The organism is Ruegeria sp. HKCCA5763, assembly GCF_013034545.1.
Taxonomy (GTDB): Bacteria; Pseudomonadota; Alphaproteobacteria; order Rhodobacterales; family Rhodobacteraceae; genus Ruegeria.
On record NZ_WQGF01000003.1, the window covers coordinates 175,171 to 200,828 of the forward strand.

Annotated in this window: 26 protein-coding genes and 1 riboswitch; of the genes, 17 read left to right on the forward strand and 9 right to left on the reverse strand. The window is 57.1% G+C overall.

Annotated features, from left to right (window positions below; genetic code table 11):
• Position 1: 1 nt before the first annotated feature.
• From GOV89_RS07380 to cysQ, 6 genes are all read right to left on the reverse strand, one after another.
• Entirely contained in the window at positions 2-1,702 is a 1,701-nt protein-coding gene (locus GOV89_RS07380; protein ID WP_171237899.1) for a beta-1,6-N-acetylglucosaminyltransferase, read from the reverse strand.
• A complete protein-coding gene (locus GOV89_RS07385; RefSeq protein WP_171178861.1) occupies positions 1,699-2,685 on the reverse strand; it encodes a glycosyltransferase family 2 protein in 987 nt (328 codons plus the stop codon). Before GOV89_RS07385 ends, GOV89_RS07380 begins: the two co-directional genes overlap by 4 nt.
• A 178-nt stretch (positions 2,686-2,863) precedes the next feature.
• Entirely contained in the window at positions 2,864-3,913 is a 1,050-nt protein-coding gene (locus tag GOV89_RS07390) for a glycosyltransferase family 2 protein (RefSeq protein ID WP_245222875.1), read from the reverse strand.
• Between the two features lie 7 nt (positions 3,914-3,920).
• Positions 3,921-4,904: a UDP-glucose 4-epimerase GalE gene (galE, locus tag GOV89_RS07395; RefSeq protein WP_171178603.1), complete on the reverse strand. Its 984-nt coding sequence runs from the start codon at positions 4,902-4,904 to the stop codon at positions 3,921-3,923.
• A 70-nt stretch (positions 4,905-4,974) separates the two neighbouring features.
• Complete coding sequence (locus GOV89_RS07400; RefSeq protein WP_171178601.1) at positions 4,975-5,775, reverse strand: manno-octulosonate cytidylyltransferase; 801 nt, start codon at positions 5,773-5,775, stop codon at positions 4,975-4,977.
• Positions 5,775-6,572 carry a 3'(2'),5'-bisphosphate nucleotidase CysQ gene (gene cysQ, locus GOV89_RS07405; protein ID WP_171178599.1) on the reverse strand — a complete coding sequence of 266 codons (798 nt, stop codon included), beginning with the start codon at positions 6,570-6,572 and terminating at the stop codon, positions 5,775-5,777. The genes GOV89_RS07400 and cysQ overlap by 1 nt, the downstream gene beginning before the upstream one ends.
• 121 nt (positions 6,573-6,693) lie before the next feature.
• Between cysQ and GOV89_RS07410 the strand changes: the two genes are divergently transcribed.
• Positions 6,694-7,518: an ABC transporter permease gene (locus GOV89_RS07410; protein WP_171178597.1), complete on the forward strand. Its 825-nt coding sequence runs from the start codon at positions 6,694-6,696 to the stop codon at positions 7,516-7,518.
• Here the strand turns inward: GOV89_RS07410 and GOV89_RS07415 are convergent.
• Entirely contained in the window at positions 7,515-8,117 is a 603-nt protein-coding gene (locus GOV89_RS07415) for an alpha-ketoglutarate-dependent dioxygenase AlkB (RefSeq protein ID WP_171178596.1), read from the reverse strand. The two genes, GOV89_RS07410 and GOV89_RS07415, sit on opposite strands and share 4 nt — an antisense overlap.
• A 212-nt stretch (positions 8,118-8,329) precedes the next feature.
• Between GOV89_RS07415 and dnaK the strand changes: the two genes are divergently transcribed.
• Both dnaK and dnaJ read left to right on the forward strand, forming a co-directional pair.
• Entirely contained in the window at positions 8,330-10,237 is a 1,908-nt protein-coding gene (gene dnaK, locus GOV89_RS07420) for a molecular chaperone DnaK (protein ID WP_171178593.1), read from the forward strand.
• Between the two features lie 74 nt (positions 10,238-10,311).
• On the forward strand, positions 10,312-11,460 hold the full coding sequence (gene dnaJ, locus GOV89_RS07425) for a molecular chaperone DnaJ (protein ID WP_171178591.1): 1,149 nt from the start codon (positions 10,312-10,314) through the stop codon (positions 11,458-11,460).
• A gap of 75 nt (positions 11,461-11,535) precedes the next feature.
• Here the strand turns inward: dnaJ and GOV89_RS07430 are convergent, their stop codons facing one another.
• Entirely contained in the window at positions 11,536-12,840 is a 1,305-nt protein-coding gene (locus GOV89_RS07430) for an FAD-binding oxidoreductase (RefSeq protein ID WP_171237900.1), read from the reverse strand.
• 48 nt (positions 12,841-12,888) lie between these two features.
• On the reverse strand, positions 12,889-13,677 hold the full coding sequence (locus GOV89_RS07435; protein ID WP_245222876.1) for an IclR family transcriptional regulator: 789 nt from the start codon (positions 13,675-13,677) through the stop codon (positions 12,889-12,891).
• A gap of 293 nt (positions 13,678-13,970) precedes the next feature.
• Here GOV89_RS07435 and GOV89_RS07440 point away from each other — a divergent pair, with 293 nt between their 5' ends.
• From GOV89_RS07440 to radC, 14 genes are all read left to right on the forward strand, one after another.
• Positions 13,971-14,972 (forward strand): ABC transporter substrate-binding protein, encoded by a 1,002-nt coding sequence (locus GOV89_RS07440; protein ID WP_171237901.1) that lies wholly within the window; start codon positions 13,971-13,973, stop codon positions 14,970-14,972.
• 102 nt (positions 14,973-15,074) lie between these two features.
• Entirely contained in the window at positions 15,075-15,881 is an 807-nt protein-coding gene (locus tag GOV89_RS07445; RefSeq protein WP_171092888.1) for a taurine ABC transporter ATP-binding protein, read from the forward strand.
• Positions 15,878-17,146 (forward strand): ABC transporter permease subunit, encoded by a 1,269-nt coding sequence (locus tag GOV89_RS07450; protein WP_171178583.1) that lies wholly within the window; start codon positions 15,878-15,880, stop codon positions 17,144-17,146. Before GOV89_RS07445 ends, GOV89_RS07450 begins: the two co-directional genes overlap by 4 nt.
• 208 nt (positions 17,147-17,354) lie before the next feature.
• Positions 17,355-17,461: riboswitch (TPP riboswitch) on the forward strand.
• A 44-nt stretch (positions 17,462-17,505) separates the two neighbouring features.
• Complete coding sequence (gene thiD, locus GOV89_RS07455; RefSeq protein ID WP_171178581.1) at positions 17,506-18,309, forward strand: bifunctional hydroxymethylpyrimidine kinase/phosphomethylpyrimidine kinase; 804 nt, start codon at positions 17,506-17,508, stop codon at positions 18,307-18,309.
• Positions 18,306-19,283, forward strand: coding sequence for a glycine oxidase ThiO (gene thiO / locus GOV89_RS07460; RefSeq protein WP_171178579.1), 978 nt, complete (start codon positions 18,306-18,308; stop codon positions 19,281-19,283). The genes thiD and thiO overlap by 4 nt, the downstream gene beginning before the upstream one ends.
• On the forward strand, positions 19,267-19,461 hold the full coding sequence (gene thiS / locus GOV89_RS07465; RefSeq protein ID WP_171178577.1) for a sulfur carrier protein ThiS: 195 nt from the start codon (positions 19,267-19,269) through the stop codon (positions 19,459-19,461). Before thiO ends, thiS begins: the two co-directional genes overlap by 17 nt.
• A gap of 2 nt (positions 19,462-19,463) precedes the next feature.
• Entirely contained in the window at positions 19,464-20,228 is a 765-nt protein-coding gene (locus tag GOV89_RS07470; protein WP_171178575.1) for a thiazole synthase, read from the forward strand.
• A complete protein-coding gene (locus GOV89_RS07475; protein ID WP_171237902.1) occupies positions 20,225-20,821 on the forward strand; it encodes a thiamine phosphate synthase in 597 nt (198 codons plus the stop codon). Before GOV89_RS07470 ends, GOV89_RS07475 begins: the two co-directional genes overlap by 4 nt.
• Entirely contained in the window at positions 20,818-21,783 is a 966-nt protein-coding gene (locus GOV89_RS07480) for a HesA/MoeB/ThiF family protein (RefSeq protein ID WP_171178571.1), read from the forward strand. Before GOV89_RS07475 ends, GOV89_RS07480 begins: the two co-directional genes overlap by 4 nt.
• 20 nt (positions 21,784-21,803) lie before the next feature.
• Complete coding sequence (locus GOV89_RS07485; protein ID WP_171178569.1) at positions 21,804-22,739, forward strand: ABC transporter substrate-binding protein; 936 nt, start codon at positions 21,804-21,806, stop codon at positions 22,737-22,739.
• A complete protein-coding gene (tenA, locus tag GOV89_RS07490) occupies positions 22,736-23,410 on the forward strand; it encodes a thiaminase II (RefSeq protein ID WP_171237903.1) in 675 nt (224 codons plus the stop codon). Before GOV89_RS07485 ends, tenA begins: the two co-directional genes overlap by 4 nt.
• Positions 23,407-24,135 (forward strand): ABC transporter ATP-binding protein, encoded by a 729-nt coding sequence (locus GOV89_RS07495; RefSeq protein WP_171178565.1) that lies wholly within the window; start codon positions 23,407-23,409, stop codon positions 24,133-24,135. Before tenA ends, GOV89_RS07495 begins: the two co-directional genes overlap by 4 nt.
• Entirely contained in the window at positions 24,132-24,866 is a 735-nt protein-coding gene (locus tag GOV89_RS07500; RefSeq protein WP_171178563.1) for an ABC transporter permease, read from the forward strand. The genes GOV89_RS07495 and GOV89_RS07500 overlap by 4 nt, the downstream gene beginning before the upstream one ends.
• 35 nt (positions 24,867-24,901) lie before the next feature.
• Positions 24,902-25,657, forward strand: a complete 756-nt coding sequence (gene radC, locus GOV89_RS07505) for a DNA repair protein RadC (protein WP_171178561.1) — start codon at positions 24,902-24,904, stop codon at positions 25,655-25,657.
• The last annotated feature ends 1 nt before the right edge of the window (position 25,658 follow it).

Sequence of the window (25,658 nt, forward strand, 5' to 3'; positions counted from 1 at the left end):
GTCACTGCACCAGATAGGGTTTTCGGAAAGGTTTTGTCTGCCGACCAAACACATCGTCAGACGGGAAATCACCCATCAGATATGGGTGCATACCCTGATTCTTCAGATTTTGCAGGAACTTCCCGAAACCGGTCAGATCAACCATGGTGGGCACTTCGGTCAAGTGGCTGGCCTGATGTGCGCCGATCTCATCCAGAATCGTCTGTAACGGATCCATCGGCGATTCAATGAAATCGGCCAAGGTCCAACTGCGCATGCGGGCTTTGGTCCAGACCGAGGTCAAAACCTCGAGCTGCTTGGTTTCAATCTGCTGCAACCGTGCCGCTTCGCACCGGATCTCCGAGAAGTTGAGGTTTGAACGGAACAATGGAATTGCCCAGGCTCCGGTGATGACCGAAATCTGGGCGTTCTTGTCGCGCGCCAAAAACCAGTTGATCTCTTGCGTGTCTCTTGGGCTGAACTGAAAACACTGCCGTTCCCCCCGCGTGTTCCAGATCAGGTTCGACAGGAATGCTGTGGGGTTGTAATCCCGTAAAGTTGCGCTGTCGCTAAGGGCGCCGTTTGTGATGGTTTCCCCTTGTTCAAATTCGGCGCGATCAGGTCCGAACAAGTGCCCATGGACTTTTGCTCCCGTGGTGGTCACAAGCCAGGATTCAAAATCCTCAAACAGCTCGGAAAATCCCTGGAATACAGAATAAGGCGAAGATGTCAGGCCGTTTTCGCTGCCGTGCCGTGGAAAGCGGCTTTGCATATAAAGCCCGTCGCGTCCTCGCGTCCGCCGTTCCACCGCTTTCGAGAAGATGCGGTCGATCTTGCCGGGATTGGGCTCAGCCGGTTTCATGGCACTGGTCTGGTCCGTCAGAAATGCCTGATACAGTCGTTCGGCCTGAGGCCAGATCTTACGGGCAACAAAGCAATCCGAGCGTCGCAGCAATTGCAGGTGATCGTCATAGAAAATATGAGGACGGCCCTGGTAATCGAATTTGGACAGAGTCAGGGATCGGCTTTCGATATGCGTCGAATATTGTCGTGCAAGGGTCTGGAAATAGCTTTCATCCGGAATCCAAACATGGCGGAAATACTTGTCGTATTGTTTACGTTTGGGATCTTGAAGGATGGCTGAGAGTGTCTGGCGGGTCAGGCACCACCACTGGCTGCCCATATGAGGCACCAAACCATCTGGAATTTGTCTGCGGTACCCCACGGCACGCTGTAGCCTGACATAGGTGTCAAACAGCTTGCGCTGTTTGCGCCACGAGAATGGGAACCGCAGGGTAAACCGTTCATGATCCAGACCGCCAATGGTCCAGCTGACATCGGATGTCGTTGCGCTTTCGATAAAATCCACGCGGGGCCGTTCAGCCAGGTAATCGATTAGCTCCTGAACCGGACGCAGGGGCAGGCATGCTCCTGAAGACAGAAACGCGTGCCGAACGTCGGGAAATTGCTCAAGCATCAATTCGGATGCGCTTTGCGAGGCAGCGACGATGCCCCAGCCGCCCCAATCGCACCGGTGACGTTCAGAAAAAACGATATCGGGATCGTTTGAGCAGGACGCGACAAAACGGGCGTAAGTGCCATCCGGGACTTTGCGATCCACGTGCACCACAACCGGACATCCCGCAGCCGTCCAATGGCGCGCCACCTGCTCGGCTCGGTCCAGCGAAGTATGGACCAGCATGACGATGCCCAGGCTACTCATGCCCAATTCCCCTTGGACATAAGGCCCAGAATCTCAAGCTGTCGCCAATTGATGTAAGCCTCGGACCATTGGCACCAGAAAACGGGTTTTTCCTCAAGCTGTGCGGCATAGGCTTTGTATTCACCTGATCCGCGGTAATGTTGACCGCGCTGCAGTTCCTCGCGCGCTTTGTCGCCAAGGGTGTCGATCAGTTTGGCATGAAGCAGTGACCCGCTGGCTTTTTCCCCGCCCCACTCGTCATAAACTTGGTTCAAACCCCGCGGCAAAAGCGAATGGGTCGAGCTGACATAGACATAGCGCCGATCCCACTTCACCAAGGGAATCTTGTTCAACGCAGGCGCTTTGGAGGGGTTTTCGCGAAAAAACACGCGCGCTCTAGGACCGCCTTGAATCCACAGGTTCTTATAATCCGGGTTCTTGGTGATCATGTAGTTCCCGGGATCGAACCAGCGCGCGATTTCGAACGGGTTCTGCCCCTCGCGGTAGGGTTCTGCATCTACCGGACCTTCGGGGTACATGTCGATCAGCATGGTTCCAAAACTGCGCACGGCGCTGCCATCCAGCCAATCCGTCAATGCGCGTATAGGGCGGGTGTCGCAAAACGGATAGATGAAGAATTCATCCGGATCGACGGTCAGAACCCAATGACCATGTGCGTATTTCCGCAAAATGTAGTTCGACCAGTCCAGACCATAGCCCGCGCGTTTGTAGCTGGTTGTCGTTCGCCAAACTGACACGTCGGCCTGTTCTTGTAGGAATTCGAAACTTCCGTCATCGCTATTGTTGTCGATGAACAAAAAGTGGTTGATGCCCAGTTTACGGTAGTATTCCAGGAAAAACGGCAGGCGGATTTTTTCGTTCCGGACAACGCTCATTAGAAGAATGTCGTCGTGTCGGATGGCCGATGTGTTGACGCTGGCGGGTTTCAGTTCACGGCTTCGTCTGAGGCAGCGCAGAATACGGCGCTTGCGCCGCAATCGCATTTTGTAGGATTCGAACAGGCTCACGTGACTGCCCAACCTTTATTATTACGCGAGCTTTCCCCGACCTCGTCTTTCCAGTTGGCAGGACAAGGCATTACCGGTTTATGCCACCTATGCATCTTCTGAGGCAACTTTTTTAAACCGACAAAGTGTAAACGTGCGGTTGACTGTCGTATTTTCATTGCAGGCCCCAATCCCCGCCAGGCATCAACCCCATTTGTTGCAACTGTTTCCAGCCGGTATAACGGACTGATTGTGGAGTCCACATGACCGGCTGATTAATGATCCCGTCATAATACGCCGCAAATTGGCTTGGATCATGAAAGTGCTGGCGTCGTTCTTTTTCCGATTTGGACTTTTCAACAATCTCCGGCAGGAATTTTGTGTGCAGCAATACTCCCGAAGGCGCCGCTCCACCGGGCCCATCATAAGCTGCGTTCAGGTGGCGCGGCAGGGCCGAGTGGCATGAGTTCACATACGCATACCGCCGCGACCAGCGGATCAGTGGAATCTTGTTCAGAGTGGGAGAGCGCTGCCGCGTCTGGGTGAAGAACATCCGTTCCCTTGCGCCGCCTTGAACCCACAGATTGCCAATCGGGCTTTGTCGCTCTGCGCGATATGGCCCCGCATCGAACCAACACAGCAGATCTGTTGGGTCGGTATCCGGGTCATAGGTGTCGCGGCCCAACGGACCTTTGGGATAGAGGTCCAGCATCAACGCGCCAAAACCAACCCGCCCTTTCTGCTCCAGCCAATGTGTCAGGTCCTGAAGGGGCCGGGTATCGCAATGGGAATAAACCAACAGCTCATCCGCATCGACCATAAGACACCAGTGCGCGTGTCCATGCCGCATCTGGAGCCAAGTCAGCCAATCCAGACCAAATCGTGATCCCCGATAGCTTGAATAGGTTTGCCAGACAGAAACATCTGGTTGATCCAAGAGATACTCTGCCGAGCCGTCATCGCTGCCATTGTCGACGACCAGAAAGTGGCGCACACCCAACTGGCGGTAGTGGCGAAGAAACCAGGAAAGGCGGGTCATTTCGTTGCGCAGAGTGGTAAAAGCCAGCACGTCACCAGCGCGGATCTTGCCGGTCCGATCGTTCAGGCAGGTCAACTGGTTCCGGCTGCGAAAGGATCGCCACAGAAGCCGCCGACGTTTCCAGCGCAGCTGATACTTTTGCCGCCAGCCGATCTTGGGCAGCTTTTGTAACGCGCTGAAGGTCAATTTAGCCTCATTTCTCGTAGTGGCCGTTCTGATGCCAGCGCCAGGCATCCGCTATCATTGTCTCTAACGTGGAGCGTTTTGGCATCCATCCCAGTTCAGTTTCAGCCCGAACAGAGCCCGAGACCAGCTTGGTACAATCGCCTGCCCGACGAGGCCCGGTTGAATAAGGCACAGGGCGGTTGGTAACGGATTTGGATTGCTCGATTACCTCCAACACGGAAAATCCTGATCCGGTGCCCAGATTGAAAACACGGCTTTCCTTGCCTTGTTCCAGCCATTCCAGCCCCAGAACATGCGCGTCGACCAGATCGCAGACATGTACATAGTCGCGGATACATGTGCCGTCGGGGGTGTCATAGTCGGTCCCAAAGACGGTCAGGCCTTCGCGTTTGCCGTCGATCGCATCCAGCATCAGAGGGATCAGGTGCGTTTCGGGCTGGTGGAATTCACCAACGTCTCCGTCAGGGTCTGCCCCGGCAACGTTGAAATAGCGGAAAATGACGTGGCGCAGGCCGTGGGCCGCTTCGAAATCTTTCAGGATATCTTCGATTGCACGTTTCGATGCACCATAGGCATTCAGTGGATACTGCGCGGTGGATTCATCCAGAACCACGTTGTCATGTTCACCATAGGTGGCGCATGTGGACGAGAACACAAAATTCAAACACCCGGCTGCAACCGCAGCTTCGATCAAGGTCAACGAACCGGTGACGTTGTTTGACCAGTACAATCCGGGCTGCTTCATCGCGTCGCCCACCTGGCTTAGGGCCGCAAAATGCATCACGGCTGCCGGTTGGTGTTTGGCAAACACCTCGTCCAGACGCGCGCGGTCCAGCAGGTCGCCCTGCTCGAAAGGGCCGTATTTCACCGCATCCTGCCAACCCGTGACCAGATTGTCATATGTCACAGGCACATAACCCGCTTGCGCCAGCGCTTTGCACGCGTGCGAGCCGATATACCCTGCACCGCCAGTAACAAGGATAGTTGTCATGATGCGTCCTTTAAAACGAGTTAACTATACTTAAAATTTGAGCACCGCCGGATGTCATGGGGAAAATCGGTTATTCCAACCCCATCGCCGCCATCATCTCTTCGATTTTTGGGACATCCTGCGGGTTGTTCAGTTCCCAGAACTGGCGGCCCTTGGCCTCGACTTCGACGCACAGTACCTTGCGGCCGTTCTCCATGAACCGAAGCTGCTCCAGGCCTTCCAATTGCTCCAGCGGGCCGGTGGGCCAGCCTGGATATGCGGCAAGCGCATCGGGCCGATAAGCATATACACCCACGTGATGAAACACCGGGGTCGGCTCGTCGCCTGCATAGGTCTGCGAGGTAAACGGCACGACCTCTTTCGAGAAATACATCGCGCTGTGATCGCGACCGAACACAGCGGTGGTTCCTCCGACACGGTCATGCTTTCGGTCGTTCAGCAAACTGTTCAGCGCGTCGCCGTCACAGCGCAGCACAGGCGTGGCCACACCAGCATCCGGCGCCGCGCGCAGGCCCGCGATCAGGTCTTCTACAAACCAGTGTGGCGTCAGTGGCGCGTCGCCCTGAAGGTTGACCACCATATCATACCCAGCCCCCAGAACCTCATGCGCTTCGGCGCAGCGTTCGGTGCCGTTCTGACAGCTTTCCGAAGTCATCACCACTTCGGCCCCAAACCCTTCCGAGACCTCGCGGATACGATCGTCATCCGTTGCAACGACCACCCGATCAACGCCCGAGACAGACTTGGCTGCGCGCCAGGACCGTTCGATCAGCGTCATCGCAGTGCCTGTGGCACCAGATAGCGGCACCAACGGCTTGCCCGGATAGCGGGTCGAGGCATAGCGGGCGGGGATGGCAATCAGAACAGACATCAGGCTTCCTTTAGTTCAACACCCGGAGCGTAGGCGATAAAAAACGGGTTGGCATAGCCTTCTTTGCCATAGAGCAGCGGCGAATGGTCGTCAAAACGCACCACCTGGCCACCGGCCCCGGCCAGAACCGCGTGACCTGCCGCTGTATCCCATTCCATTGTGCGACCGACACGAGGGTAGATATCCGCTTCACCGGTGGCCACCAGACAGAACTTGAGGGAAGACCCTGCGCTTTTGCTGTCTTTGGCTTGGTATTTGCTGATGTAATCCTCGGTCGCCTGATCCCTGTGGGATTTCGAAGCCACGACCAAAAGCGCCGAATTGTCTGGTTTAGAGACTGAAATATTCGTCAAATCACCAGGTGTGTCCTTGTCAAACGCGCCGGTTTCCTCGACCGAACGGCCATCTGCTTGTGTGTAGAACATACGACCGCGAGCTGGGGCATAAACAACACCTCGCGTTGGTGTTCCGTTTTCGACCAGCGCAATGTTGACGGTAAAGTCGCCACGGCGGTTGATGAATTCTTTGGTGCCGTCCAGCGGATCAACTATCAGGAACGTATCACCTTTTTCCGAATGCGAAGCCGCCTGTTCTTCAGTGACCAGCAGAATATCCGGGAAAGCTGCGCGCAAACCGGCGGAAATCAATGCGTCTGCAGCCTCATCTGCCTCGGTTACTGGGCTGGAGTCAGATTTGACTTTGACATCGAAATCATCTGCCTCATAAATCTCCATGATCTTATCACCCGCCTGAAGGGCAAGACGTCGGATGACTGGGATAAGCGCGTCATAGGTCACAAAAATGCTCCGTTCCTGTGGTTTGTTGATCCAAACTCATGACCGACTTATGATGTGGCGGTTACGGAACGGCAAGATATTCATGCCAGATTGAGGGCGACGAGGCAGGAAAGACCTTCGAGTGTTTTACTTCAAGCGCAATCAATCGCTGCTGGGCGGCGCGTTCACAACTGCTGAGCTTGTGTTCCATGCTGTTGTCAGAAATGTGCGGGCACAGCACCCGAATGCGGTTATCGCCATTTTGATTAACGTCATACAACTGGTGGTGATGTGCATGGTGTTCTACCTGCTCATGACATTGCTGGGTCGGGGTGGCATAGCCAAGATCAGGGGTGAATTCCTGCTGTATATCCTGTCCGGCGTCCTTCCGTTTATGATGCATATCCAGTCGATTGGGTCGATTTCCGGGGTTGGTTCGGCCAACAACCCAATGACGCTGCATTCACCAATGAATGCGATGGTCCTTATCCTGGCGGCGGCTTTCGGCACGCTGTACAAACAGGTGATGGCCATGTGCGTCCTTCTGTTCATTTACAATGTTGCAGTCGCCCCTTTGGACATTGAGAATCCCGGTGGTGCCTTTGGGATGGTTTTACTGGCCTGGTTCACCGGATGCGCGATCGGGCTTGTGTTCATGGCGATCAAACCCTGGTTCCCGACAACCGTTGCTATGCTGTCAAACATTTACCGCCGAATGAACATGGTGTTTTCCGGTAAAATGTTTGTCGCAAACACGATGGGCGGATGGTTGTTGATGATGTTCGCCTGGAATCCGCTTTTTCACATCATTGATCAGTGCCGCGGTTTCATTTTTCAGAACTATTTCCCCCGCAACACCAGTTGGGAATACGCGCTTTGGGTCGGGATCGCCTTGTTGATGATCGGATTGATGGGTGAGTTCTTTACGCGCCAGCATGTTTCGCAAAGCTGGAATGCCCGCCGTTAACGCGCCACCCGCAGTGTCAGATTGATCCGCCCGCCCTTAGGCAACAGGCGCGACGATCCGAATCTGATCCGGTCCACCCCGTGATATGCCAACCGTGCGGACCCACCCATAACGACCACATCCCCCGAGCTGAGCCAGATCGACTCGGTCTTGCCGCCACGGGTGGTGTTGCCAATGCGAAACAGGGCGTCATCGCCCAGAGAAATTGACAACACGGGCCAGGAAAAATCAGCCTCGTCCTTGTCCTGATGCAGGCCCATCTTTGCGCCTTCGCCATAATAATTGACCAAACAGCAATCCGGCTCATGTTCCGTGCTGACCAAGTCATGCCAGATACCCAAAATACTGTTGGGAATGCCGGGCCAAACTCCGCCCTTGGGATGCTGTTCCTGATAACGGTAGCCTGCCTTGTCTGTCACCCAACCCAAATCCCCGGCCGAGGTCATACGCACCGACATCTCTTTGCCCGAAGGCGTGACGGGGCGAAACAAGGGCGCGGATTTCAGAATCGGCCGCAGATCAGCGATGACCTGCGTCTGGGTGGCAGGATCCAGATGGCCTTTTCTGATGTCGAACCCCCGCAAAATCAGCCGCGCCATTCCGGAAACCCCAATCCTTTCCAAATCCTTGCCAAAAAAGGCCACAGATTCCCGAAAACCTGCCTTTTACGGTGCTTGCAGGCCCTTGGTCTCGCCCTTATATACGCCGGGACGCGCGATGGTAGTGCTGTCGCGCACATCAGATCGGGGACGGGATGCCGTAACGGGTCCGGTTCTCGGGACATCGCCTTGAAGAGAAAGGGATTGCAAAAATGGGAAAAGTCATCGGGATTGACCTCGGAACCACCAACTCGTGTGTGGCCATCATGGACGGCTCGCAGCCGAAGGTCATCGAAAACGCAGAAGGGGCGCGGACCACGCCCTCGATCGTCGCCTTCACCGAAGATGAGCGACTGGTCGGTCAGCCTGCAAAGCGTCAGGCGGTCACCAACCCCGACAACACGATCTTTGGCGTCAAGCGTCTGATCGGCCGTCGTGTGGATGATGCAGAAGTCGAAAAAGACAAGAAAATGGTGCCGTACGCCATCGTTGATGGCGGCAATGGTGACGCGTGGGTCGAGGCCCGCGGTGAAAAGTACTCCCCAAGCCAGATCTCGGCCTTCACTCTGGGCAAGATGAAGGAAACCGCCGAGAGCTATCTGGGTGAAGAAGTCACACAAGCAGTCATCACCGTACCGGCCTACTTCAACGACGCACAGCGTCAGGCCACCAAAGACGCCGGTAAAATCGCCGGTCTGGAAGTGCTGCGGATCATCAACGAACCGACAGCGGCTGCTCTGGCCTATGGTCTGGACAAGGAAGAAACCCAAACCATCGCGGTTTATGACCTTGGTGGTGGTACCTTCGACGTGACCATCCTGGAAATCGATGACGGCCTGTTCGAGGTCAAATCGACCAACGGTGACACCTTCCTGGGTGGTGAAGACTTTGACATGCGCATCGTCAACTACCTGGCGGATGAGTTCAAAAAGGAACACGGCGTCGATCTGTCCCAAGACAAGATGGCCCTGCAGCGTCTGAAAGAGGCCGCTGAAAAAGCCAAGATCGAGCTGTCTTCGACCTCGCAGACCGAAATCAACCAGCCGTTCATCTCGATGGGTTCGAACGGTCAGCCGCTGCACATGGTCATGAAACTGACCCGTGCCAAGCTGGAATCGCTGGTGTCGGACCTGATCAAAAAGTCGATGAAGCCTTGCGCTGCCGCTCTGAAAGACGCCGGTCTGTCGGCTGCTGACGTGGACGAAGTTGTTCTGGTTGGTGGTATGACCCGGATGCCGAAAGTGATCGAAGAGGTCACCAAATTCTTCGGGAAAGAGCCGCACAAGGGTGTGAACCCGGACGAAGTGGTTGCTATGGGCGCCGCCATTCAGGCCGGTGTTCTGCAAGGCGACGTTAAAGACGTTGTTCTGCTTGACGTGACCCCGCTGTCGCTGGGCATCGAAACTCTGGGTGGCGTGTTCACCCGTCTGATCGACCGCAACACCACGATCCCGACCAAGAAGTCTCAGGTCTTCTCGACCGCCGAGGACAACCAGAATGCCGTGACCATCCGCGTGTTCCAGGGTGAGCGTGAAATGGCTGCGGACAACAAGATCCTGGGTCAGTTCAACCTTGAAGACATCCCGCCCGCACCGCGCGGTATGCCTCAGATCGAGGTGACGTTTGACATCGACGCCAACGGCATTGTCTCGGTTTCGGCCAAAGACAAAGGCACCGGCAAAGAGCAGAAGATCACCATCCAGGCTTCGGGCGGTCTGTCCGACGAGGACATCGAAAAGATGGTCAAGGACGCCGAAGAGAACGCGGAAGCCGACAAGGAACGCCGCGAACTGGTCGACGCCAAGAACCAGGCGGAAAGCCTTATCCACTCGACCGAGAAGTCGATGGAAGAGCATTCCGACAAGGTCGACCCGACCACCATCGAAGCCATCGAGCTGGCGATCGCCGCTTTGAAGGACGAGCTGGAGACCGAGAATGCCGACAAGATCAAGTCGGGCATCCAGAACGTCACCGAAGCGGCCATGAAGCTGGGCGAAGCCATCTATAAGGCGCAAGCCGAAGAAGGCGAAGAAGAGCCCGCAGCAGCCGACGCCGCACCGGGTGACGATGACATTGTCGATGCCGAGTTCGAAGATCTGGACAACGACAAGCGTAACTAACGGGTAACCGGGCCAATTCGGGCCGGTCCGGTTGCCGGGCCGGCCCGATTACGTTGAGGCAGAAGGAAACACTGATGTCAAAACGCGACTATTACGATGTGCTCGGCGTAGCCAAAGGTGCATCGGCGGACGAGATCAAAAAGGGTTTTCGCAAGAAAGCCAAAGAATTGCATCCCGACCGTAACAAGGACAACCCGGATGCCGAGGCGCAGTTCAAGGAAGCGAACGAAGCCTATGACGTTCTGAAAGACGCCGAACGCAAGGCGGCCTACGACCGTTTTGGCCACGCAGCCTTTGAAAACGGTATGGGTGGCGGCGGGCGTCCTGGCGGCGGCTTTGGTCAGGGCGATTTCTCCAGCGCGTTCTCGGATGTGTTCGATGACCTGTTCGGCGACTTCATGGGCGGTCAACGCGGAGGAGGCGGCGGCCGTCGCGCCGCGCGCGGCTCGGACCTGCGCTATAACCTGCGCGTGTCGCTGGAAGAGGCGTTCTCGGGCCTGCAGAAAACCATTAACGTCCCCACCGCCGTGGCCTGTTCGTCCTGTGACGGAACCGGCGCTGAAGGTGGCGTTGAACCCACAACCTGCCCCACTTGTTCGGGCATGGGCAAAGTGCGGGCGCAACAGGGCTTCTTTACGGTTGAACGCACCTGCCCGACCTGTTCTGGGCTGGGTCAGATCATCAAGAACCCCTGCAAATCCTGCCAGGGTTCCGGCCGTGTCGAAAAAGATCGTGCTTTGTCCGTCAATATCCCAGCTGGTGTTGAAACCGGAACACGGATTCGGCTGGCTGGCGAGGGCGAAGCTGGGATGCGCGGCGGTCCTCCGGGCGATCTCTATATCTTTGTCGAGGTCTCCGACCACAAACTGTTCGAACGCGACAGCGTAAACCTTTATTGCCGGGTTCCGGTTAGCATGGCCAAGGCCGCGCTGGGCGGTTCGATCGAAGTTCCGACCATTGATGGTGGACGGGGCCGTGTCCAGATTCCAGCCGGCAGTCAGTCAGGTCGCCAGATGCGCCTGCGTGGCAAAGGCATGCCCGCCCTGCGTGGTGGTGGCGTTGGTGATATGTTCATCGAACTGGCGGTGGAAACTCCGGTCAACCTGACCAGTCGTCAGAAAGAGCTGCTGCGCGAGTTTGAGGACCTGGGTGAAGACAACCACCCGGAATCCAAAAGCTTTTTCTCTTCCGTCAAATCCTTCTGGGACGGAATGAAAGGCTAAGACTGAGGCGGCGATTGCCGCCTCTTTTACGTTTTGACCGTTGTAAAAATCAAAACGACATGGCTTCGTTTGGCACTATCTGGTTTCCAGCCAATCCATGAAACGCATCGACCAGATCGCCGTTCCCAGACCTGCAATCTTGAACGGGCGATAGGACATGGCCCGCACCGGTGTTGTTGGAAAGGTCAGAGATTCAGAGTCAGCGCCCAGGGCACGCTCGGCTAGAACGCGGCCCATCACATGTGACATTGCAACGCCGCGCCCGTTGTAGCCTAGCCCGATTAAAAGGCCCGGCTGCGGTTCATGCAGGTGAGGCAGGTGGTCGTCGGTAACCGCGATGCGCCCGCCCCAATGATGGGACCAGTTGGCTCCTTTCACCTGAGGAAAAACGCGTTCGGCGTCTCGTTGAAGCCAATCGAAACCGCCCAGGTTGCCCGCGCGGTCCATGCGGCCCAACCCACCGTAGACCAACCGATTGTCTGGCTCTCGCCGTGCATACATGATGATCCGTCGGCTGTCCGAGATTGTGTGCCCCTGTGGCAGGATCGAAGCAATGACGTCTTCCGGCAACGGGTCTGTTGCAATCTGGATCGGGGTCAGAGGCATGATGCTGTTGGGTAGTTTCGGCACCAGTGGGCCGGTATAGCCGTTGGTTGCAACGATCACAGTGTCAGAGGTGACCGAACCCTGATCTGTGCGCAGTTGCCACTTACCGCCGACCTTGTTCATCGAGGTGACAGCGCTGTTTCCAAAAATCGAAACGCCGCGTTGTTGGGCGGCACCTGCTACGCCGCGCGCCAGCATCATTGGCTGTACGGCGCCACCGCGTGGGGTCACGACACCACTGGAATAGGCAGCAGTGCCCGAGGTGCTTCGCAGATCATCCCCACGCAGAAGCTCCATTCCTGCGCCAAATTCGTTCCAGGCTTTCACGTCCGCCTCGGCCTTTTGCAAGGCCCGGTTGTTGTGCAGTACCCTCAGCCAGCCCTTCTGCCGGGCTTGGCACGGGATTTGATAGGTGTCGATCAACGAGAACAATTCGTCGGCGGAATTCAGAGACACTTCGGTCAGACGCTCAAAATAAGTCTGTCCCAGCATAAGCTGTAAGTCTTTGGGTGAGTTGAAAGGCAGCATAGGATTGACCTGCCCGCCAGTGCGCCCCGATGCGCCCCAGCCTACATCACCGGCATCGAGTACGACGGCTGACGTACCTGCCTCGGCCAAGGCCAATGCTGCGCGCAGACCGGTGAAGCCAGCGCCCAGAATGGACACGTCCGCGTGCAGATCGCCGGTCAATTGTGGGCTGTCGGGCATTGACGGCGCAGTGCTGGCCCAAAGCGAGTTCGGCCGCGTGGCCATGGCAGGTGGTGTTGCGAACATAAAAATCTCGTATATCGGAACAATAATTCCAATATTCGATAGCATCCGTCAGGTCGTCAAGTGGAAGTTTTCGGGTGCTTCGCCGCCGATCCGACTACAGATCTCGGCAGCGGTTTGTTTCAGCAAGTCAAGGCTGGCAAGCAATTCCTCTGGCGTGTCGTCTGCCGTCAAAGTCCAAACAGAAAGACAGGCGGCGACTTTGCCCTGATCATTCCAAATAGGAGCGGACATGCCCATGACCTGGAGAAATTCCTCTTTCACGACAACCGCATAGCCCTGATTCCGAACGACACCCAAGTCGGTCTCAAGCTCTGGCAGGTTTGTCTTTGTGTATTCGGTGAACTTTTCCAATCCGGCCGAGTCGAGCACGGAATTGCGCTGTTTTTCGGGCATAAACGCAAGGAAAACTTTGCCTGCGGCTGTGCAGTGCAGCGGTGCGTGGTCGCCTGCACGCGCTGCGTACCGAACCGAAACATTATTGGTTGTCCGCAGGTACAAAATGGTATCGCCATCCAAAACAGACAGCGCAATGTTCAATCCTGTCGCTTCGCTGAGGCGGTCAACAGGTTCTGCGACAACCTGCTGAAGATCCGGGTGTCGAAATCCGGCGCGTGCCCATTCCTGAAATCGCGAGCCAGGTTTGTAGGTTCTGCCGCTTTTGTCGTATTCGACCATCCGCTCACTTTGAAGAACGGCAAGTACGCGGTGGCACGAGCTTTTGACCAAACCTGTCCGCGCAACGATATCCGAAAAACCCATAGGTCTTTTTGCGTGGGTCAGGGCATCCATGATCATAGCGCACTTTGCGACGATAGAGCTGTCTGTCGATCTTGCCATGCCCACTCCCATATCTACTGCATTGCAGAACTACGACGAGTTTTTAACCGTTTCAACTTTTGAATACGCTCACAGCAAAACTTGAAGAATAAACAGTTGACGAAAAGAATGCGTACTCACTAGTGTTCTATTTCAGAACACCTGTTCTGCACAACGATAGAATGAGAGGCTTCTTGATTGGCGGCGTGCAAAAAAGAAAAATACACGGCACAGTACCGTAAGGCGCACCCAATGCTCTCTCACAGTAAAACAGCGGAACGCGCTGTAAAAAAGTGACCCAACCGGAGGATACCATGAAAAAAACACTCGCCACTCTCGCTGCGACCAGTGTGCTTGCGTTGACAAGCCATGCAGTGCTTGCGCAGGACCTGGACGAAATCACCGTTGCATACTTCCTGGAATGGCCGCTGCCCATGCTAGAAGCCAAGGCCAACGGAACCTATGACGAGGCACTTGGCCTCAAGGTGAATTGGGTGAGCTTTGAAACCGGCACTGCGATGAGCGCGGCCATGGCCTCGGGCGACGTGCAGATCGCGGTCAGCCAGGGCATTCCGCCTTTCGTTGTTGCCGCATCCGCTGGTCAGGCGATTCAGGTGGTCGATGTCGCTGTGACGTATTCTGAGAACGACAACTGTGTCGTGTCGGAAGCGCTGGAGATCGATAAGGAAAACGCCAGCGAGCTGGCAGGTAAAAAGGTGGCTGTGCCACTGGGTACCGCCGCGCACTATGGCTTCCTTCGCCAGATGGATCACTTCGGTATCGAATTGGCCAGCCTTGAAGTTGTCGACATGGCCCCGCCTGAAGGCGCTGCGGCCCTAAGCCAGGGCGCAGTTGATTTCGCGTGTGGCTATGGCGGCGGTCTGTCCCGGATGAAAGAGCACGGCAACGTTCTGTTGACCGGTGCCGAGAAGGAAGAACTGGGTATTCTGGTGTTCGATGTGACCTCGGCCCCGGAAAGCTTTATCTCGGAAAACCCTGAGCTGGTCGCCCAGTTCCTTCAGGTAACTGCGGATGCAAATGAGCGTTGGAACTCGGGTGCGGGCGGTGATGCGATGCTTGAAGTTGTTGCCAAAGAATCCGGCATGGATCTTGAAGGCGCGCGCGCGGCCATCGGGACGATGGGTTTCCCCAGTATGGATGATCAGCTGTCGCAGAAATGGCTGGGCGGCAATGTGCAGACCTTCATGAAGGGCGTAGCCGACGTGTTTGTCGAGGCCGGCAGCATCGACGGTGCGCTGGACAGCTATGCCAACTCGGTCAACACCGAGCCGATGACGATTGCCTACGGCAAGTAACAAGGTTTGGCGTGGCGCATTTCCATGCGCCCGCCGATCCTCCCCCGGCAATCGGGCGTGCCGCCTGCTTGTGGCGGCGCCCTCATCTACAGAAAGCGGGATATGACAGGTTTATCCATCGAAAACATCTCCATGCGCTTCGACCTGCCTAACGGAACGGCCGTGCAGGCGTTGAAGGATGTCACGTTGCATCTGAACGAAGGCGAGTTGATGAGCGTGCTGGGCCCCTCAGGTTGCGGCAAGACCACACTGCTGAACATCGTTGCGGGTTTTCTGGCCCCGACCGAAGGGCAGATCGTGATGAATGGCCACACGGTCACTGGCCCTGATGCCGAACGTGGCATGGTGTTTCAGAAGGGCGCTTTGTTCGAATGGATGAGCGTGCGTGATAATGTAAGCTTTGGCCCTCGGATGAAGGGGCAGAAGGAAGCGCAATACGCGGCCGAGGTCGATCATCTACTTGAGGTCGTGGGGCTTCAGGACTTCAAGGAAAAGGCTATCTACGAATTGTCTGGCGGGATGCAGCAGCGTGTGGCGCTGGCGCGGTGTCTCGCAAATGACCCCGATGTCATCCTGATGGACGAACCGCTTGGCGCGCTGGACGCGCTGACCCGTGAAAAAATGCAATCGCTGGTTTTGAAGCTGTGGAAAGAGACCGGCAAGACAATCATCCTGATCACCCACTCGGTGGAAGAAGCGCTGCTATTGGGCGAGCGTCTGCTCGTGATGGCACCCAGACCGGGGCGCATTCACAAGGAATATCGCCTCCCCTTCGCAGATATGGGCGTCGACCAGGATCTGCGTGAGGTCAAGAAACACCCTGACTTCGCCACCAACCGCGAAGAGATCCTGGGCATGATCTGGGACATGGAAGAAGAAATCATGGGTCGGACGGAGGCAGCGCAATGATCCCCATTCTGATCTATATCGCGATATTTATCGGCGCTTTCTTTGTGGTCAAACTGGTGACTGCAGGCACAGACCGCCATGATTTCACCTCACTTAAGACGGTCACTTTCGGCGATGAAAGCGCCGTTGTCTCGGATCGTAAGGCATCAATCATCTCGATCATCGCCATCTTCGTGCTTTGGGGCGCATTCACCGGGTCGGCCTTGTTGCCGTCTTTCTTGCACGCGCCCGGTCCTTATGTCGGAGAGGGCTCATTCACCTACACTGTTGAAACGGCTGATGGTCAGACCGATGACGCCTCAGTGACGGTGATCGTGCACCCTGCGGACGCACCGGTGGATGAACCCGAGGTCGCGCCCGGCGACGGATTCGCCAAGGACGATGCCGTTGTGGTGCAGGCCTATCGCAGTAAGTTGGCCCGCCTTGACCGAAATGATGAGATCGGTCGTGACGAAGGTGCAAAGATCGTTGCCGTGAATGGTCAGTCGATTGAGCCGGGTGGTTCTGTGAACACTGATTTCGGTCGTGTGGTCATGTCGCAGCGCGGCACGCTCAACATCGACCCGGACAAGGGCTGGCAGATGGAGCCGATCTGGCTGCCCGCACCGGAAAACGTTTTCGAGCGCTTGGGCGAGATTGCCAGCGAAGGCTTCCGGAATTTCACCCTTTGGGAGCATCTGGGTTACTCGCTGTTCCGCGTGATCGTGGGCTTCCTACTGGGATCGCTTGTGGGCATTCCCTTGGGCTATGCCATGGGTCTGTCCAACTGGTTCCGTGGCTGGTTCGACCCGATTGTCGAGTTTATGCGCCCGGTTCCGCCGCTGGCTTTGATCCCGCTGGTGATCATTTGGGCAGGGATCGGTGAGGGAGGCAAGATCATCTTGCTGTTCCTGGCTGCGCTCTGGATCATGGCGATTGCGGCCCGTTCTGGTGTGTCCGGCGTGAACATCTCGAAGGTACACGCGGCCTATTCCCTTGGGGCGTCAAAGTGGCAGGTGATGCGCCATGTGATCATCCCCAATTCGTTGCCCGAGATCTTCACCGGTGCGCGGGTTGCGATGGGCGTCTGCTGGGGCACGGTTGTTGCTGCTGAACTGGTCGCCGCTGAAAAAGGGGCCGGCATGATGATTATGGTTGCCTCCAAATTCCAGAATACCGACATCGTGATCATGGGCATCATCCTGATTGGTGTCATCGGCTTCGGCATCGACATGCTGATGCGCTGGGCCGAACGTATTCTGGTGCCCTGGAAAGGCAAAAGCTGATATAGACTTGCACCAGACGTCAATACCGTCTGGGTGCACCCATAAAGATCATGAGGCGCGGTTTCCCAGTCAGGGTGCCGCGCCTTATGTGTTTTGCGCCTGCCGCGCCACTACGCGTGTTGCAAAACGGACCAGCGATATATCCAGTTTGCTGACCGATAACGCCCATTTGGCTCTTGCGTTCGGTGTCGGTGGCTGAGATTGTCTGCCCCAACCGTTGGGGTGCCCTATTTGCAGGGCTGAGAGACGTGGCTGCGTTAACCCATCGAACCTGATCCGGGCAATTCCGGCGTAGGGAACGGTCTTTTGAATGCAGACAGTTTTCCTACATCGTTGCCCAAAGAAGATGGAGCGACGATATGGCTGCAATTGCCTTGACCATTGCGGGATCTGACAGCGGCGGCGGTGCCGGAATACAGGCTGACATGAAGGCCATGTCAGCACTTGGTGTTTTTGGTGCAAGCGTGATCACCGCCGTCACCGCACAGAACACGCAGGCCGTAACAGCGGTGCATGGTATTCCTCTGGACGTGATCGAGGCGCAAATTCAAGCGGTGCTGGGCGATCTGGATGTCAAAGCTGTCAAGATCGGTATGCTGGCAACACCTGAGATCATTCAAACCGTCGCAAACGGGTTGGCCGACTTTCAGCGACCCATTGTTCTGGACCCGGTGATGATCGCCAAGTCTGGTGACGCCTTGCTGGCGCAAGAGGCAATCCAGACCTTGCGCGATGTGCTGTTGCCGATGGCGGCGGTTTTGACCCCAAATCTGCCCGAAGCTGCTTGCCTGTTGGATGCAAAAGAGGCCGAAACACCCGATGAGATGGCCGCCCAGGGTCAGGCTCTTTGCGCTTTGGGTGCGCGCGCTGTGTTGATGAAAGGCGGTCATAGTGCGGGTGAGGTATGCCATGACTTGCTGATCGATCCGACGGGTATCGTGGCAGAGTTTCAGGCCCCGCGCCGGAACACCAAAAATACGCATGGGACTGGATGCACTTTATCGTCCTCGATTGCCGCGGGTTTGGCAAAGGGTCTGACGATGCAGGATGCCGTTGCGCAGGCGCATGAATACCTGCAAGGCGCGATTGGACGCGCAGATGAGCTGAACGTGGGTTCTGGGCACGGTCCGGTGCATCATTTCCATCAGGTCTGGCCCAAGTGACCGTCTGGTCTGTCATAGGAGCCGGGGTGGCCGGTCTGGCCGTCGCCAGCGAACTGGTGTCGCGCGGCGCGAAGGTGCAGGTGTTTGATCCCGGCGGCCCGCCAGGCCCGCACGGGTGTTCATGGTGGGCCGGGGGTATGCTGGCACCCTGGTGCGAATACGAAAACGCGGAAGAACCGGTGCTGAGACTGGGTCAGCGGGCAATCGATTGGTGGGCTGGTCGCACAAAGGTACAGCGGTGCGGTACGCTGGTTGTCGCCAATACACGAGACCTGCCGGACCTACGCAGATTTGCGCGTCGGACCGAAGCGTTTGTGGAAGCCGATCGCGCAAAAATTGCTGAATTAGAGCCTGATTTGCACGGGTTTGGGAAGGGCCTGTTCTTTGACCAGGAAGCCCACCTTGATCCCCGCCAGGCATTGCAGGACCTACACCGAGGCTTGAAGGAACAAGGGGTGGAATTCCATCGCAAATTGGCCCCTGCACAAATTGAGCACGCGATCGACTGTCGCGGACTGCACGCACGCGAATACCTGCATGATCTTCGGGGTGTGAAGGGTGAGATGCTGGTCGTGCGTTGCCCGGACGTTGAGTTGACACGCCCCGTGCGTCTTTTGCACCCCCGAATGCCGCTTTATATCGTGCCCCGGGGCGATGGCATCTACATGCTGGGCGCGACCATGATCGAAAGCGAAGACAGCAGCCGCATCACGGCCCGATCCATGCTGGAACTGCTCAGCGCAGCCTATGCCCTGAACCCGGCCTTTGGTGAGGCCGAGGTGTTGGAAATCGGCGTCGATCTGCGTCCCGCCTTTCCCGACAATTTGCCCCGCATCCGTCGCTTGGGTCGGACAATCTATGCCAACGGACTTTATCGGCACGGCTATCTGCTCGCCCCGGCTCTGGCGCAGGGTGTGGCGGATTTGGCGCTGGACAACACACATACGGAGATGGTCGATGAAGATCGTGCTTAATGGCGAGACGCGGGATGTGCGCGCCGAAACCCTGGCCGAGCTGCTAGAGGAATGCGGCTTCACTGGCCGCGTTGCCACCGCAGTGAACGAAGACTTCGTTCCTTCCAGCCTGCGCGTCGCGCACAAACTGGCCGATGGCGACCGGGTCGAAGTCGTTGCGCCGATGCAGGGGGGATAAGGATGAAAACCTTTTATGGAACGGAACTGCCCAACCCGCTGATGCTCGGCACGGCCCAATACCCCAGCCCTGCCATTCTGGAGCAGGCTTTCCGTGACAGCGGTGCGGGTGTTGCAACCGTATCCCTGCGCCGTGAATCCGGTGCGGGGCAGACCTTTTGGCAGATGATCCGGGAGCTTGGCGTCCTGATCCTGCCTAACACAGCTGGCTGTCATACAGTAAAAGAGGCCGTGACCACAGCCCATATGGCCCGCGAGGTGTTTGAGACCCCGTGGATCAAACTGGAACTGATTGGGCACACCGACAGCCTGCAACCGGATGTGTTCCAGTTGGTCGAAGCCGCCCGTATCCTGACCGAAGACGGGTTTCAGGTGTTCCCCTATACCACTGACGATCTGATCGTGGGCGAACGCTTGTTAGAAGCAGGGTGCGAGGTGCTTATGCCTTGGGGTGCGCCCATTGGGTCTGGGCGTGGTCTGAACAACGAATACGCCTTGCGCGCTATGCGGGCCGAGTTTCCGGATGTTCCGTTGGTGGTCGATGCCGGTATCGGTCTGCCCAGCCATGCGGCCCACGCAATCGAACTTGGCTATGACGCCGTCCTTTTGAACACGGCCGTGGCTCGCGCCGGGGATCCTGTTCTGATGGCCAAAGCGATGGCGCAGGCGACACTGGCCGGGCAATTGGCCCATCAGGCGGACCCGATTGAGGCGCGCGATATGGCTGAACCCTCGACCCCCGTTGTTGGAAAGGCATTTCTGTCATGACGCTGGACCGTTTTTATCCGATCTTTGATCACTCGGATTGGCTGCGCCGGATGTTGCCGTTGGGTGTCAAACTGGTGCAATTGCGCGTAAAGGATCAGCCTGATGATGAGGTTCGCGACCAGATAGCGGCCTCGCGCGATATGTGCCGCGATCATGGGGCAGTTCTGGTGATCAATGATTATTGGCAACATGCCATCGATCTGGGATGCGACTGGATTCACCTTGGGCAAGAGGATCTGGATGATGCTGACCTGAAAGCCATCCAAAAAGCGGGTCTAAAGCTGGGTGTTTCAACTCATGACGATGATGAGCTTGAGCGCGTGTTGGCAATGGATCCCGACTATGTGGCACTGGGACCGGTCTATCCAACCATCCTGAAAAAGATGAAATGGCATCAACAGGGCCTGCCCCGCGTGACCGAATGGAAGGCACGTGTTGGCGACATTCCCTTGGTTGGTATCGGCGGCATGAGCGTCGAGCGCGCAGCGGGGGTGCTGGAGGCCGGGGCCGATATTGTCTCGGCCGTGACGGACATCACCCTAAACGCGGATCCCGAAGCACGGGTGCGCGCGTGGATCGAGGCGACGCGATGAGCCGCTATAACCGTCAGACGCTTCTGCCCGAAGTGGGCGCCGAAGGACAGGGCCGCTTGTCTTCAGCTCGTGTTCTGGTGGTGGGAGCAGGCGGGTTGGCCGCGCCGGTCCTGCCGCTTTTGGCCGGGGCCGGCGTTGGGGGGATCACGATTGTAGATGGTGACACTGTGGATCTGTCGAATCTGCATCGGCAAACCTTGTTTGCTGAGGCAGACTGTGGACATCCAAAAGCCGAACGCGCTGCTGACCGGTGCCGTGCATTGAATGCCGAAGTTGAAGTTGTTGCCCTCAATCACGCCCTTACAAGCGAAAACGCGGCTTCCCTGGTGGCGCAAGCCGATGTCGTTCTGGATTGCGCCGACAGTTACGCGGCCAGCTATATCCTGTCGGACACGTGCCTCGCGCAAGGCAAACCGTTAATCAGCGCTTCGGTTCTGGGGCTTTCGGGCTATGTCGGTGGATTCTGCGGCGGAGCCCCATCCCTGCGCGCTGTGTTCCCGGACGCGCCCGATAGTGGGGCCAGCTGCGCTACGGCGGGCGTTCTGGGTCCTGTGGTTGGTGTGATCGGGGCGATGCAGGCGCAGATGGCGCTCAACCTGATCCTTGGGCTGGAGCCTTCGCCCTTGGGCCAGATTGTGCAGTATGACGCGCAAACCCTGCGCAGTACGGGGTTCCGCTTTGACGATGCGCCCGAGCCGAATACGTGCTTCCGCTTCCTATCTGTTAATCAACTGACGGATGCCGACCAAATCGTGGAGTTGCGCGGTATAGAAGAAGCACCAGTTCCAGCACACCCTGACGCCATCCGTATATCACCTGAAAACTTGCAACAGATAGACCCTAATAAAGGGAAACGGCTTGCTCTTTGCTGTGCGACAGGCCTGCGCTCGTGGCGTGCGGCGGAACACATGCAACCGAATTGGCCAGGCGAGATTGTCCTCGTCGCGGCCTCAACCTCGTGAATGAAAAGGAAACGCGAGACATGAAGAAGCTGATGACAGCCATAGCCCTTTTGGCCGCCGCGCCAGCCTGGGCCGAAGACAAGATGACAGTCCTGCTGGATTGGTTCATCAACCCTGACCATGGCCCTATTATTGTGGCTCAGGAAAACGGCTATTTTGCCGAGCAGGGCCTTGAGGTCGAAATCGTCCCGCCCGCGGATCCGTCCGCCCCGCCGCGTCTGGTTGCTGCTGGGCAGGCGGACCTGGCCGTGTCGTATCAGCCCCAGCTGCATCTGCAAATCCACGAAGGGCTGCCCCTGAAACGCGTTGGCACACTGGTTGCAACACCGTTGAACTGCCTTCTGGTGCTGGAAGATGGCCCGATCAAGTCGCCCGCAGACCTCAAGGGTAAGAAGATCGGTTTCTCGGTTGCGGGTGTCGAAGAGGCCATCCTTGGCACCGTTCTGGGCAAATATGACGTTGCTCTGGACGATGTTGAGATGATCAACGTCAACTTCTCACTCTCGCCCTCGCTGATGACTGGCCAGGTCGATGCGGTGATCGGCGCGTACCGTAACTTTGAACTCAATCAGATGGATATCGAAGGTCGTCCGGGCACTTGTTTTTACATCGAGGAAGAGGGCGTGCCATCTTACGACGAGCTGATTTATGTCGCCAACCCCGAGACGATGGACAAAGACAAGATCGCCCGCTTTTTGGCTGCGACCGAAAAAGCGACCCAGTATATCGTCAACAACCCGGAAAAAAGCTGGGAGATCTTCGCAAGCACGTCGCCTGAACTGCAAGATGAGCTGAACGCCCGCGCTTGGGTCGATACGTTGCCACGTTTTGCACTGCGCCCTGCAGGTTTTGATGCCGGTCGGTATGCCCGGTTCGAGGCGTTCCTGAACGAAAGCGGCATGATCGATAGCATCCTTCCGGTCAGTGATCTGACCATCGATGTTACCGCGCAATGAACGGGTATGGCAAAGCCTTCACGCTGATGCGTGATGCGGCGCAGGGGCCGTGGCGGGACTATACCCGCCACGCCTTTGTCGAAGGAATGAAGGATGGAACGCTGCCGCGTGAGGCGTTTCTTCACTATCTGCGTCAGGATTACGTGTTTCTGATCCATTTTTCTCGTGCGTGGGCTTTGGCAGTTGTGAAATCGGAAACGCATTCCGAAATGCTGACAGCGGTCGGCACCGTGAACGCTTTGGTTGCGGAAGAAATGCAGCTGCACATCGGTATCTGTGAGGCTGCTGGAATCTCACAGGATGAATTGTTCGCCACCCCCGAACGCGCCGAAAATCTTGCATATACGCGGTTCGTCCTCGAAGCGGGATACAGCGGTGATCTGCTGGACCTGCTGGCAGCGTTGGCCCCCTGCGTTATGGGCTATGGTGAGATCGGTACCCGGCTGGCGGAGGAAGCGACGTCCGAGACCTATCGCGATTGGATCAACACCTATGCCGGTGAAGAGTATCAAGGCGCGTGCCAAGCGGTAGGTGAGTTGCTGAATTCGGCTCTAACAAGGCGACTTGCGGCGGATTTTGAACCTTCACCCCGCTGGCATCGTCTGTGTCAAACCTTCCGGACGGCGACTGAGCTGGAAGTGAACTTCTGGCAAATGGGCCTAACACCATGACCCGTGCGCCCGGTCTGACAATCAGCGGATCAGCCAAAATCGATGATGCGACCCTGTTTGCTCCGTTGACCTTGAACCTGGACGCGGGTGCTTGGACCTGTTTGCTGGGCGGATCGGGCGTGGGAAAAACCACCGTTTTGCGGTTGATTGCCGGGCTGGAAACCGGGGCCAAGTTCTTGGGCCAGATCACAGCAAGCGACGGTTTGCCGGTCTCGGATCGGGTAGCTTACATGGCGCAGGATGATCTTCTGTTGCCCTGGGCGACAGTGGCTCAGAACGTTTCGCTTGGTGCGCGGCTGCGGGGCGAAAAGCCTGATCTGGATCGGCGTGACCGCCTGATCAAACGGATGCGCCTGCAGGATCACATGACCAAGAAACCGACCGAGCTGTCGGGGGGGCAAAGACAGCGCGTCGCGCTGGCCCGTACGTTGATGGAAGACCGGCCCATCGTGCTGCTGGATGAGCCCTTTTCAGCGCTCGACGCCCGGACTCGCGCCGATATGCAGGATCTGGCGGCCGAAGCGCTGGTGGGGCGAACTGTCCTTTTGGTCACGCATGACCCAGGTGAAGCCGCGCGCTTGGGGCAGTCCATTGTTGTCATGACCGAACACGGCCTGACCCCTTGCGACCCGCCTCATGCTCCGGCCCCGCGCAGCGTGGATGATCTGGAAACGCTGGAAACTCAGGGTGCGTTGCTGCGGCTTCTGCGGGAGGACGCAGCATGAGGTATCTGTCGGCGCTGGCAGCCACTCTGTTTGCTCTGCTCATCTGGCAAGGGATCGTAACCTTGACCGGATTGCCAAAATTCATCCTGCCCGGACCAGCCGTGGTGGCTGAAACTTGGTGGCAGAACAGGTGGTTAATCGCCGAGCATGCGTGGATCACCGCAGTTGAAGTTGTCATAGGCTTAGCTGTCGGTACGGTGCTGGGCGTCATCACAGCACTGCAATTGGCGAATTCGCGCGCCGCGCGAGTTTTGGTGCAGCCCATGCTGGTGTTTACTCAGGCGCTGCCGGTTTTTGCACTGGCACCGTTGCTGACCCTGTGGCTTGGCTATGGTCTGTGGTCCAAAGTCGCGATGGCGGTGCTGATCATCTATTTCCCGATCACCTCGTCTTTCTTTGATGGTTTGATGCGCACGCCACCGGGTTATCTGGATTTGGCGCGCACGATGCAGGCCAGCAAACGTTCGGTCCTGTGGCACATCCGTATTCCGGCGGCGCTGCCATCGTTGGCTTCGGGTATGCGTCTGGCGGCGGTTTATGCTCCGATCGGGGCGGTGATTGGCGAATGGGTCGGCTCGTCGCAAGGTTTGGGCTATCTGATGCTGCTGGCCAATGGTCGCGCCAAGACCGACCTGATGTTCGCGGCGATGCTGACGCTGGGTGTGTTCTCGATCCTTCTGCACATGATTGTCCGCCGCGCCACCGCGCATATGGAAGGAGAGGGGCGTTAACCAATCAGAAACTGATTCTGCGTCAGGGTGAAGCTATGACCCAGAACGCCTTTGCCGAAGCCCCTATGCTGTTTGACACGGACGAAGCGCCCGCGCAGCCGCTGCCGTCAGGTCGGTTACCCTCCTACATAAAAGACCACCGCAAGCGGCTGCGCGAACGGTTCATGGCAGGCGGATCAGCGGCGATGCCGGATTACGAGTTGCTGGAACTGGTGTTGTTCCGGTCGATACCCCGGCAGGACGTCAAGCCGCTGGCGCGTGGTTTGATGGATGCGTTTGGCGATTTCAACCGCGTGTTGACCGCGCCGGAAGAACGTCTGCGCAAGATCAAAGGCGTTGGGGATTCGGTGATCACGGATCTCAAGATCCTCGAGGCCTGCGCCCATCGGATGGCGCGTGCACGTGTGATGCAGCGGCATGTGATCTCGGGTTGGGATGCGCTGCTGGATTATTGTCACACCACCATGGCCCATCGCGAAACCGAGCAGTTTCGGGTGTTTTATCTGGACAGAAAAAACGTTCTGATCGCTGATGAAGAACAGGCCAAAGGAACCGTTGATCACGTACCGGTCTATCCGCGCGAGGTTGCAAAACGGGCGCTGGAGCTGAATGCTTCGGCCTTGATATTGGTCCATAACCACCCGTCTGGTGACCCGACGCCCTCGCAGTCGGACATCGACATGACCAACCGTATTCAGGATGCCTGTTCGGCCTTGGGGCTAACCCTGCACGATCACCTGATCATAGGAAAATCGACCGAGTTGAGCTTTCGGTCGGAAGGATTCCTGTAGC